Annotated in this window: 11 protein-coding genes; 5 read left to right on the top strand and 6 right to left on the bottom strand. The window is 40.9% G+C overall.

Annotated elements, in window-relative coordinates; genetic code table 11:
* The 3 genes from N2257_01380 to N2257_01370 all read left to right on the top strand — a co-directional run.
* On the top strand, positions 1-357 hold a 357-nt coding region (locus tag N2257_01380), incomplete at its 5' end, for a 4Fe-4S binding protein (GenBank protein ID MCX7793050.1).
* On the top strand, positions 354-2,816 hold the full coding sequence (locus tag N2257_01375) for a molybdopterin-dependent oxidoreductase (protein ID MCX7793049.1): 2,463 nt from the start codon (positions 354-356) through the stop codon (positions 2,814-2,816). The genes N2257_01380 and N2257_01375, both read left to right, overlap by 4 nt.
* 9 nt (positions 2,817-2,825) lie before the next feature.
* A complete protein-coding gene (locus N2257_01370; protein MCX7793048.1) occupies positions 2,826-3,548 on the top strand; it encodes a HesA/MoeB/ThiF family protein in 723 nt (240 codons plus the stop codon).
* A gap of 4 nt (positions 3,549-3,552) precedes the next feature.
* Here N2257_01370 and lpxI read toward each other — a convergent pair whose 3' ends face one another.
* The 6 genes from lpxI to bamA all read right to left on the bottom strand — a co-directional run bounded on the left by lpxI (position 3,553) and on the right by bamA (position 9,691).
* A complete protein-coding gene (lpxI, locus tag N2257_01365) occupies positions 3,553-4,365 on the bottom strand; it encodes a UDP-2,3-diacylglucosamine diphosphatase LpxI (protein ID MCX7793047.1) in 813 nt (270 codons plus the stop codon).
* A gap of 13 nt (positions 4,366-4,378) precedes the next feature.
* Entirely contained in the window at positions 4,379-5,155 is a 777-nt protein-coding gene (gene lpxA / locus N2257_01360) for an acyl-ACP--UDP-N-acetylglucosamine O-acyltransferase (protein MCX7793046.1), read from the bottom strand.
* 3 nt (positions 5,156-5,158) lie between these two features.
* On the bottom strand, positions 5,159-5,590 hold the full coding sequence (fabZ, locus tag N2257_01355) for a 3-hydroxyacyl-ACP dehydratase FabZ (protein ID MCX7793045.1): 432 nt from the start codon (positions 5,588-5,590) through the stop codon (positions 5,159-5,161).
* Positions 5,583-6,605, bottom strand: coding sequence for a UDP-3-O-(3-hydroxymyristoyl)glucosamine N-acyltransferase (gene lpxD / locus N2257_01350; GenBank protein MCX7793044.1), 1,023 nt, complete (start codon positions 6,603-6,605; stop codon positions 5,583-5,585). The genes fabZ and lpxD overlap by 8 nt, the downstream gene beginning before the upstream one ends.
* Positions 6,606-6,696: 91 nt before the next feature.
* A complete protein-coding gene (locus N2257_01345; protein ID MCX7793043.1) occupies positions 6,697-7,290 on the bottom strand; it encodes an OmpH family outer membrane protein in 594 nt (197 codons plus the stop codon).
* 124 nt (positions 7,291-7,414) lie between these two features.
* A complete protein-coding gene (gene bamA, locus N2257_01340; protein MCX7793042.1) occupies positions 7,415-9,691 on the bottom strand; it encodes an outer membrane protein assembly factor BamA in 2,277 nt (758 codons plus the stop codon).
* Positions 9,692-10,069: 378 nt separating this feature from the next.
* Here bamA and N2257_01335 point away from each other — a divergent pair, with 378 nt between their 5' ends.
* Together N2257_01335 and gatB are read left to right on the top strand one after the other, a co-directional pair.
* On the top strand, positions 10,070-10,408 hold the full coding sequence (locus N2257_01335; protein MCX7793041.1) for a nucleotide pyrophosphohydrolase: 339 nt from the start codon (positions 10,070-10,072) through the stop codon (positions 10,406-10,408).
* 242 nt (positions 10,409-10,650) lie between these two features.
* Entirely contained in the window at positions 10,651-12,090 is a 1,440-nt protein-coding gene (gene gatB, locus N2257_01330; GenBank protein MCX7793040.1) for an Asp-tRNA(Asn)/Glu-tRNA(Gln) amidotransferase subunit GatB, read from the top strand.
* Positions 12,091-12,095: the final 5 nt, after the last annotated feature.

Genomic DNA, 12,095 nt, shown 5'->3' with positions numbered 1-12,095 from the left:
GCCCTGTGCGGCCTCGGCCAGACTGCACCTAATCCTGTCCTGAGCACTATCCGCTACTTCAGAGATGAATATGAATCTCATATTAAAGAAAAATGGTGTAAGGCAGGTGTGTGCAGGTCTCTTGTAACATTCTACATAGATCCTGAAAAATGCATTGGTTGTGGAGCCTGCGCAAGGATCTGTCCTCAGAAGGCAATTACAGGAGAAAGAAAAAAGCCTCATTTTATTGATCAGTCACTCTGTGTAAAATGCAGGCAGTGCTATGAAACATGTAAATTTGATGCATTAAAGACAGGTCCCAGAGATATGTTTAAAAAAGAAGAATCTGCTGAGATGCTTGAGGAGGTTAAAAAATGATAAATCTCAAGATAAATGGCAAGGAGATAAAGGCAAGGGAGGGCTCTACAATTCTCAAGGCTGCTCTTGACAATGGTATATACATTCCCCATATGTGCTGGGACAGGAGACTTGAGCCCTATGGCGGATGCAGACTCTGTATAGTTGAAGTTGAGGGGCAGCGGAGATTGATTACATCCTGCGCTGCACCAGTAGAAGAGGGCATGATAGTATGGACAGAGACACCCAAGGTTGTAAAGGCAAGAAAAACAGTGCTCGAGCTTCTTCTTCTCTATCACCCCCTTGATTGTCCTATCTGTGATAAGGCAGGAGAGTGCGAGCTTCAGGACCTTGCATTTAAATACGGACCATCACAGAGCAGATTAAAGGCAGTTAGAATGCGAGAGCCTGAGAGGCTTGATGCTCCCATAGTTGAGAGAAATACAAACAGGTGTGTGCTCTGCGGAAAGTGTGTGAATCTCTGTAAAGAGCACCAGGGCGTTGGTGCCCTTGCTATCCTTAACAGGGGCTTTAAGGCAAAGATAAGTCCAGCCTTTGAGGAGACACTGAACTGCGAATTCTGCGGTCAGTGTATAGATGCCTGTCCTGTAGGTGCCCTCGGTACAAGATCGTACAGACATCGCTCAAGGGTCTGGTATATGGATGAGTATTCGATAATATGTCCCTATTGCGGATGCGGTTGTACAACAAATATCTCTTTAAGAGAGGGCAGGATTGTCAGGGCAAGAGGACTGGAAGGCAAGGGTATAAATGACGGAAATCTCTGCAGCAAGGGAAGATTTGGATTTGACTTTCTTTATTCAGAAAAGAGACTTACTACACCGCTTCTTAAAAAGGATGGGGAATTAAAGCCAGTATCATGGGAGGAAGCACTTGGTTTTATCGCAAAGAGACTTGAAATCATAAAGCACTCCTATGGACCATCTTCAATAGGCGCAATCGGATCCCAGAGATGCACTGTAGAAGACAATTTCATGCTTCAGAAATTCATGAGAGATGTTATAGGCACTGATAATATTGATTCTGCAGCAAGATTTGGGTTTGCAAAGGCATGGGAGGCAATGAAGGAAGTGATTGGTGTTGAGTATAACCCTGTAGACTGGAACAGGCCTCTTGAGCGGGATCTGCTCTTTGTTGTTGAATCAGATATAACATCCACCCATCCTGTATGGGGACTTAACTTTATTCAGGCAAAAAAGAGAGGTGCCTATCTTATAGTGGCTGATTCCAGACAGACAAAACTTGTAAGACACAGTACCCACTGGCTCAGATTAAGACCAGGAACAGGAGTTGTGCTTCTGAATGCTATTGCAAATTACATTATTACAAATGGCCTTTTTGACAAAGATAATGCCTCAAAGATAAAAGGTTATTCTGAGTGGTCAGAGTCCATCAAGAAATTCAATCTTAAATACACTTCAGAAATAACAGGTATATCAGAAAATCAGATTGAGGATATTGCAAGGCTCATAGCCTCCACACCAAAGAGACTCTTTGCACTCACCTCAGGTGCTTCTGAAAACAATAAATCAAAAGACTTTTTTATAGCTGCTGCAAATCTTATACTTCTTCTGGGGAATACACCTGATGATTTGCAGGTTCCTGCAGAATTTTCAAATACCCTAGGATTGTGGTTAAGCGGGGTGAGACCATTAAAAGGTGGTTTGAATCTGAGGGATATGCTTTATGGCGAAGGTCTCAGGGCCCTTTATATAATGGGAGAAGACCCTGTAACAGTACTGCCCGATGGAGCAGCTATTGAAAGGAGATTAAAGAGTCTTGACCTTCTGGTTGTTCAGGATATCATTCTTACAGAAACAGCAAAATTGGCCCACGTGGTGCTACCGGCCAGCAGCTGGGCTGAGAAAGAGGGTACATTCATAGGAATGACAGGTCTTGAACAGAATATTTTAAAAATCTTGCCTGAACAGGGTGAATCAATACCTGACTGGAAGATTTTGAGAAATCTTGCAAGAATCACGGGAGCCGAGATAGGAAAGGATATAGAATCTATCAAGAAAGAATTTAAAGAAAAACTCCAGGCTCAGGGCATTGACCTTGCTAAACTTCAGAAAGTTCAGGAGCCCTGCTTCAGGATAGCAGACTTTAAACTTCCTGAGAAGAAGGCCGATCAGTTCTACCTCGTAACAGGAAATCTGCTTCAGCACTCAGGAGTTCTTTCATATCTATCCAAGATTCTTGACAGTGTTGCCTCTGATGCTGTTCTTGCTATTAATGAGAATGATGCAAAAAGACTTCATATAAAAGATGATGCCTTTGTAAAGGTCAGCACAAAGAAGGGCTCCATATTCTTAAAAACAAGGATAACCGATGAAGTCCCTGAAGGAATGGTCTTTGCGCCTGTACATTTCCCGCACGCTAAACTTAACACAATAATCTCCCTTCCTTCAAATGGAGAGATACCTTTAGAGGTGGCAGAGATTAGCCCTATAAAATAAGGATGAGCAGTGGATTTTAAAAAATATCACAGACAGATGCTTATAGATGGCTGGGGCGAGGAGGGTCAGCTCAGGCTAAAAAATTCCTCTGTTTTTATTGCTGGTGCAGGAGGCCTTGGTAGTCCTGTGTCATTATACCTTGCCGCTGCAGGTATTGGAAAGATAATCATCTGTGATTTCGACAGGATTGAAGAGACAAACCTGAACAGACAGATACTACACAGACCTTCAAGACTGGGTATGAGCAAGGTTCAGTCAGCAAAAGAGAGTCTTTTAGAAATAAATCCTGATATAGAGATTGTAGCAATTGAGGAAAAAATTACTGATACCAATGCCTCTCAGCTTGTTGGTGATGCAGATATAATTATTGATTGCATGGATAATTTTGAAACAAGGTATGTTCTTAATAGAGTGGCAATAAGTAAAAAGATTCCCATGGTTTTTGGAAGTATTTATGCTATGCAGGGCATGCTAACATTCCTTCATTATCCCGAGACTCCCTGCCTGCAGTGTATCTATCCTGAGGCCCCTCCGAAGGAGACCTTTCCTGTTGTAGGCACCACTCCTGGCGTGATAGGGGCATTGCAGGCCTTTGAGGCCATAAAATATCTTGTTAATATTGGAAAAAATCTTAAAGGAAGGCTCCTATACTGGGATGGTGGCTCGGGTGCTGAATTTAAACTGTTTAAGATTAGAAAGGATCCTTCCTGTCCTGCTTGTGGTAGGGACTGATTCTTCAGGATTCTTTATAACCTAGTATAATCATACCTTCATTGTCTGCTTCTTTTACAGCCTCTTCCTTCTGTATGAAAAGACATCTTTCAGCCTCAAGGGCAAGCACAGTACATCCCGATTCTTTCATTGACCTTATGGTATGAAGACCAGCCACAGGCACATCAAATCTCAGGTCCTGCTGGGGTTTACTTACCTTAACAACAACAGCTCCTCCACCAGCGAGTTCCCCGCCTCTTTTAATTGCCCTGTCTGTTCCTTCTATTGCCTCTACAGCCATTACAGCCCTGTCCTTAATAACCACTGTCTGGCCTATATCAAGTCTTCCGATTTCCTTTGCTATTCTGTACCCGAATTCTACATCTGCCATCTGGACCTTTGAAGGTTTCCTCTTAGTTAGGATGCCTTCTTTTATAAGAAGGGAGCGGGCAAAATCTGTGGTATTAAGTATATGAATTCCTTCCTTTTTTAGTTCTTCAACTATGGCAAGCATTATTGTATCGTCTTTTCTATCTTTAAGGCTCATGAGAAGTTTTATTGCCCTCAGGTCAGGGATTACAGGACTTTTGTAGAGAAGTTCTTTTGGTGCCTTTCCAGCCATTACAGCTTCTTTAACACTGGCTTTCTTGAGGCTATCAATAATGGAGCCAAGCTTACCAACACTAATCCATTCTATTTCATCAGTACATCGCGCTATATCATGGGAAGCCAGTTCTTTTAAAGCAACGGTAAATACACTGTAGCCCTGCTTTTTTGCCTCTTCAGCAATCAAACAGGGCAATTCACCCGAACCTGCTATTAATCCTATTTTTTTCATTGCTATTATTGGATTATCTGCATATCCCTCTTTTGTTTTCCTTAATAAACTCTATCAGGGTCTTAATCTCATCTGTGTAAGGAAGGGTCTCAAGGACCTTTTTTATAGCATCACTCAGCGTTAATTTTTCTCTGAAAAGTATCTTGTATGCCTTTTTCAGTTCAGAAATTGTCTCCTCTGAAAATCCATGTCTTTTAAGGCCCACGGTGTTGAGCCCGTGGAGCTCAGCCCTTGCACCTGCTGCCATCATATAGGGAGGAATGTCTTGACCAACTCCACTGAAACCACCTACCATTGCATAGGAACCGATCCTTGTATGTTGATGGACTGCGACAAGTCCTCCTATTACCGCATAATCATAAACCTTTACATGTCCTGCAAGGGTTGCAGCATTAGCCATTATAATATTGCTTCCGATTTTACAGTCATGGGCTATATGGACATAGGCCATGAGAAAATTTTTATCTCCTATATCTGTCCAGCCATCTCCTCCAACAGATGCCCTGTGAATGGTTACACTTTCACGTATCATATTGTTATTGCCTATACGAACTCCTGTTTCCTCTCCCTTATATTTTAGGTCCTGTGGTGGAAGGCCAATGGTAGTAAATGGATAGATCGTACAGTTTGAACCAATTGTTACTTTCCCTTCAATAATTACATGACTGAGAAGTTTTGTCCCTGAGCCGATATGGACAGTACCATTTACGATGCAATAAGGACCTATGATAACACCATCTTCTAAAACTGCATCCTTTGAGACAATAGCTGTTGGATGTATCTCTACCATATCTTACAACTCCCTGTCTGTTACCATTGCTGTAAATTCAGCCTCGGCAACTATTTTATCTCCCACAAAAGCCTCTCCGGAAAACTTCCAGACAGACCCCCTGTTATGGGAAACCCTGACCTCAAATCTAAGCTGGTCACCTGGAGTTACAGGTTTTCTGAACTTTGCCTTCTCTATTGAGAGAAAATATACATGCTTGCCTTGAACACCTGACTTGTATGCAAGAACTCCAGCAGCCTGCGCCATTGCCTCAATAATCAGAACACCTGGCATAACTGGATTACCTGGAAAATGACCAACAAAAAATTGTTCATTCATAGTGACATTCTTAATAGCAGATATCCTCACATTGGGTTCAAGCTCAACAACCCTGTCCACAAGTAAAAAGGGATACCTGTGTGGAAGTATGGACTGAATTTCCTTGATGTCAATCATGTTCCTTCCTCCCTTCAAGATTTTTTATCTTTTCTTCTAATTCCTTTATCTTCTGAAATAATTCTGGCAATCTTTTGTAAAGGGCATAGAGCCTGAACCATTCCCTGTGGGGAAGCGTTGGAGTTCCAAAATAGGTGCCTGAAGGAATATCTTCCATTATTCCTGACTGTGCACCGATCCTAACACCATCTCCTATTTTTATATGGTCCGCTACCCCAACCTGTCCTGCAAGAATAACGCCTGCTCCCAGTTTTGAGCTGCCAGCAATTCCTGTCTGGGCAACTATTATACACTGAGGCCCGATTTTTACATTGTGGGCAATCTGTACAAGGTTATCTATCTTTGTGCCTTTCATTATTACTGTGTTGCCCTTTGTAGCCCTGTCTATGGTTACATTTGCTCCTATCTCCACATCATCCTCGATTATTACACCGCCAACCTGAGGTATCTTATAATGCCTTCCGTCTTCAAATACATAGCCGAATCCATCTGAACCTATTACAGTACCAGAATGAATTATTACCCTGTTACCAACGGAGACCCCCTCTCTTATCACAACATTTGGATATATAAGACAATCCTTTCCGATGGTGCTGTTTTCTCCAATGAATACATGTGGACCGATGATTGTGTTATCACCTATCCTTGCTCCTCTTGAGACATAGGCGAATGGATAGATTGAGATATTTTTGCCGAGCTCGACTCCTTCTTCAATAAAGGCCTCTTTACTTACACCTCTAAATTCATGTTTCTTTACATAAAAGAGCTCAAGAAGCCTTGCAAAGGCATACTGAGGATTTTTAACCCTGATCTGGGAGATAGATAGGCCTTCGAGGAAATCTTTCACTATTATGGCTCCAGCTTTAAGCTCGATACCGTCAGGTAGCTTTTCTCCTCTAAGAAAAGTAATATCCCCTTCCATAGCATCTTCAATGCCTTCCACTCCCCTTATCTCAAGCTCAGGTTCTCCCCTGAGCTCTCCTTTAAGATATTCAGCGATCTCCTTAAGTTTCATTTAATCCTTTACAAGTGAATAATAAATACTTTTCTATAAATACTTTGGGTACACCTGCCTTTAATATAAATTATAAATAAAGTAAGGATAATTACTTTTTCTGTCTTTCGTCATAAATCTTTATTATGCGATCTGTAAGATCAAGTCCTTCCTTTGAATAAAGTATCAATCCCTCAGAAGATTCAAGAATTATGGTATAGCCTTCCTTCTTGCCTATCTCGTTTATTATATCCCTTAATTCTTTCAATATGCCTGTTGTGAGGTCTCTTCTCTTTTTCTCCACCTCTGCCTGGGCATCCTGTACGAGTTTCTGGTAATCCTGAATAGACCTTTCTATCTCTGCCTGTTTTTCCTGTCTTGCCTTTTCAGATAGGGCGGGCGCCTGTTTTTCAAACTCTGCTCTCTGAGTATTAATCTTTTTTTCAAGTTCATCAATCTGGGATTGTTTCTGTTTAACAAGGGCTTCGAGTTCTGCCTTGGCATCCTTCCCTCGCTTTGAATCGTTGAGCGCTTTACCGAGATCAACATAACCTATTTTAATTTCAGCAGCCTCCACCTCTGAAAAGAGTCCGTCACCAGTGACTCTCGGAAAAATTTTTCTCGAGTTATCCAGAACATTCCAGGCGAAAAGGGCAAGTGTAAAAATAATTCCGACCAGTAAAATCTTCATGCCTTTTCTAAACATTTTCTCCTCCTCAATGAGGCATTTCCATAGTTCATCAAGAGAGATGTTTAATCCACAGTTTCTCTTGATTTCCTGAGGGTCTTGCCTTTTTAAGTGTCCCGATGGGACATAAATAATCCAAATACTAAAAGAATGTTCCAAAGGTGAATTCCACCCTTCCTTTACTTTCATGGGGTTTAGGATCAAGATTTCTTCCATATTCAAGCCTGATAGGGCCAATTGGAGAGATCCATCTTATTCCAAAACCTGCTGTTCTTCTGAGACTATCCATGGGTTCTGATTGTTCAAAGGCCTTTCCTGCATCAAAGAATAATACACCTTTGAGCCTTGCCTCTTCAATAAGAGGAAAGATGTACTCAAGGTTGAATATTAATTCCTTTGTACCTCCAATGGGTTCATTATTCTCATCAACAGGTCCTGCCTCTCCAAAACCCAGTCCCCTCACTGTGTATATACCTCCAACATAAAATCTCTCATATATGGGCAGATCTTTTCCAAAGGCTCCAGAGGCATAACCTATCCTGCCCCTCAGTGAAAAGGTTGTCTTGCCCCATGGGAAGAACCATGCGGAATCAAAGACAGATCTTATAAAACCATTTGTGCCTCCAAGACCTGCAACTGTAAGATAAATGGCATTTCTTGAGCCTCTTGAAGGATCTAGGAAATTGTCTCTTGAATCCCTTGCTATTGTTGGACTGATACTGCTCGTCACTCTTGTACCCTGCTGATCCTTTATAAACTGGGAGGCAGCATCATCTACGTTTTCTATTGTAACCTTCTCGAGATTATAGGAAAGGCTTCCACCCCAGTATTCTGTAAAGCTTTTGCCAAAAGATATCTCAAATCCTGTGGCCCTTCTATCATAAAGGGGATATTCCCTTGAAGATTTATAAACACTCAGGCCAAAAGAAAGTGGTTTATCCAGAAACCACGGATCCCTGTAAGAGAGCTCATAGAGTGTCCTTCTGCCACCGAATTCACCTCTCAGTTTGAGATACTGCCCCCTTCCTCCAAGATTTCCCTGGCTTAAATCTACCATTGCTACCCATCTATCTATGGAACTATAACCACCACCAACACTGAGCATACCGGTTGGTCTTTCTTTGACCTTTATATCTATATCCACTTTCTTTTCCTCTGCATCAGGTTTTGGATTGAGCTCAACAGTCTCAAAAAACTGAAGGTTATTTATTCTTTCATAACTCCTTCTGAGAAGTTTGCTGTTAAATATGTCTCCTTCATCAAGCCTCATTTCTCTTCTTATGACCTTGTCCCAGGTCTTTGTATTTCCGAATATCTCTATTCGTCCTATTCTGAAGAGGTCTCCTTCCTGAACCCTTAGAATAAGCTCTACAGTTTTCTTGCTATCATCAGGTATGACATCTGGTATAACCGTGGCAAGGGCATAACCTCTTTCTGAATAAAAATTCACAATGCTGGAAATATCTTTCCTTAAAGCCTCCCTGCTGAATATATCGTTCCTTTTTATGCTTAAAAGTTTCCTGATTTCATCTTCAGGATAGCTCCTGTTACCTTCAACAGCTATGGAATCAATTCTGTATTGCTCTCCTTCTTGAATTGCTATTTTTATCTCCATTGTTCTTTTATCTTCAGAAATCATTAGCTCTGGATTAGATACAGCTATTTTGATGTAACCGTTATTTAGGTAGAGGTCCTTTATTCTCTCAATATCATTTCTCATCTCGTCCTTTTTGTAGTAACCTGACTTGGTAAGAAAAGAGAAAAAACCCCGTTCCTTTGTTTTCATCACCTTCTTTACCTTTTCTGGCGGTATCTTTTCTGCTCCTTCAATAATAATCCTTTTTATTTTAACCACCGGACCCTCTTCAATCATGAAAGTAAGGCTTACTGTATCCTCTCTCAGTTTTCTTAAGACTGGAATAACATTTGTGAGATAATATCCCTTTTCTTCATAAAGGGCTTTTATCTTTGATGCATTATCCTGAATGAGCGTAGCATCAGCTATTGAGCCCGGGGATATAGATATGTTCTCTCTGAGTTTCTGATCATCAAATTCCTCATTGCCTTCAAAATTGATCTTCTGGATTGTGGGTTTTTCTTTAAGGACATAAATCAGTTTTACGCCACCAGGCACAGGTTCCATCTCTACCTTCACATCATCAAAATAACCCATTTTATAGATCTCTTTTATATCATTGCTTATTTTTTCAGAGGAGACAGGTTCATTAACTTTATGAGAAATCTTCGCCCTCACAGCATTTTCTGTAACCCGCTTCGCACCACTAACTTCTATTAATATGACAACAGGCTGTGAAATAGTAGCCGGCTCAGAGAGATTGCTTGTCTTCTGAGATAGGGAAGTTTTTCTTTCTTCCAGAGAGATATTACCGTGCTCAGGTGTCGCTTCAGCAACTGACACTTTCGCACAAACAGCCAACAGATAAAAAAGAAAAAGAAGATGAAATATTTTTTTAAGTAAATTTTTCAGGTAATCCATAAACTCCATAGTATAACATAACTAATAAGCCACAGAAGCCAGCTGGAAGGAGAGTGCGATTTTCTGGCTATATTCCGGGCTTCAAAAAACTGATAAAAAGGGCTCCTATATTTTTGGTGTATAGCCTGCCTTATTTATACCCTATGTTCTCGAGGTAGATGCAGAATTGTTTTGACAATTTATTTTACAGGCTGTAAAATAAAACCATTAAAATTGCTAACTCTTACTGGAAATTTGAAGGATAAAATGCCCATTTGATAGAAAACAATGGGTACTTAAAACGATTTCTTTATGCAAGATATGCATGAACTTATCAAGAGATTAAGAACCTTTGCAGAGGAGAGAGACTGGGAAAAATTTCATTCTCCAAAAAATCTTTCAATGGCCCTGAGTGTTGAGGCATCGGAGATAGTGGAGCTCTTTCAATGGCTAACGGAAGAGGAGAGTTATGCACTCAGTCCTGAAAAAATCCAGCAACTTAAAGAGGAGATAGGAGATGTGATGATATACCTGACAAAACTGGCAGATAAATTCGGAATTGATCCTGTCGGGGCAGCAATGGAGAAGATTGAGATCAATGAGAAGAAATATCCGGCAGATATTGTGAAGGGAATGGCAAAAAAATATGATGAGTATTAGCACAGGGTCTTAAAAATAAATTTTTAAATATTGAGTGCAATAGGAAATCCTGATTTATAAGACAGGCATAGCTGATTGTTGAAGTGAGTCTTCTTTAATTTATTCTCGCAGATTTTCAAGATGAAATTATAGACCCTCCACCACGTTAAATCTTTGGATTGAAATATTGAAATAATGATATACCGTGCTCTCAGAACAAAATCTGTTATAATAGCTTACTTTATTCTGCGGGTAGAGGTCTTATGGCAAAAGGAAAAACTCAGTACGAGGCTGTAATAGGGCTTGAGATTCATGCCCAGCTTCTAACAGGCTCAAAGATATTCTGTGGATGCCCAACAACATTCGGTGCAGAGCCAAATACACAGGTCTGTCCCGTCTGTCTTGGAATGCCAGGAGTCCTGCCTGTTCTTAATAAAAAAGCAGTACTCTATACTGTAAAAACAGGCCTTGCCTTAAATTGCAGGATATCACCTTACAGCAGGTTTGCAAGAAAGAATTATTTTTATCCTGATCTGCCAAAGGGTTATCAGATAAGCCAGTATGAATTACCCCTCTGTGAAGATGGTTATCTTGATATAGAGGTTGATGGCATAAGGAGAAGGATTGGAATTATCAGGATTCATCTTGAAGAGGATGCAGGTAAAAATATCCATGATGGTGATTACAGCCTTGTTGACCTTAACAGGGCAGGTGTCCCCCTTATGGAGATTGTAACAAGGCCTGATATCAGAAGCCCGAAAGAGGCAGCTTATTTCATGAGGAGGCTTAGGCAGATTCTCAGATATCTTGGTGTATGTGATGGAAATATGGAGCAGGGTTCCCTTAGATGCGATGCCAATGTCTCGGTAAGACCTGCGGGAAGCACTGAATTTGGAGTGAAGACAGAGATTAAAAATATAAACTCCTTCAGATTCGTCGAGAGGGCAATTGAATATGAAATAGAGAGGCAGATAAGGGTTCTTGAAGAGGGAGGCAGGGTCATACAGGAGACAAGGCTCTGGGACTCAAGGACAGAGACAACCCAGTCCATGAGGTCAAAGGAAGAGGCTCATGATTACAGATACTTTCCTGAACCAGACCTTGTACCAGTGGAGTTATCTAAGGAATTTATAGAGGAGGTAAGGAAAACCCTTCCAGAACTGCCAGATCATAAAGAGGAGAGATTTATTAAAGAATATGGCCTTCCGGTTTATGATGCCCAGTTTTTGGCTCAGGAACTCAGCATGGCTGAGTGGTTTGAAAAGGCAGTAAGTCTTGGTGCCCAGCCAAAGGCAGTGGCAAACTGGATAATGGGAGAACTTTCAAGACTCCTTAATGAGGAAGGCAGAAGCTTTGATGATTGTCCTGTAAAACCTGAATCTCTTGTAAGGCTTCTTAAATTGATTGACGAGGGCATAGTGTCTCAAAAGATAGCCAAAACAGTATTTGAGGAGGTATATAAAACAGGAAGATCTCCTGATGATATAGTAAAGGAAAAGGGTCTTGTTCAGATCACAGATGAATCCTTCATAGAAAAGGCAATTGAGGAGGTCCTTAAAAATTCTCCAAAGGAAGTTGAGAGATATAAAAAAGGAGAGGATAAACTGCTGGGATTCTTTGTCGGACAGGTGATGAAGCTTACAAAAGGAAAGGCATCACCGCAGATTGTTAATGAAATTTTAAAGAAAAAACTCTCACAGTAAAAAAT

It is taken from the genome of Thermodesulfovibrionales bacterium (assembly GCA_026417875.1).
GTDB lineage: Bacteria > Nitrospirota > Thermodesulfovibrionia > Thermodesulfovibrionales > CALJEL01 > CALJEL01.
Note: the sequence above shows the minus strand (reverse complement) of the source record. Positions and strands in the feature narration are given on the sequence as shown.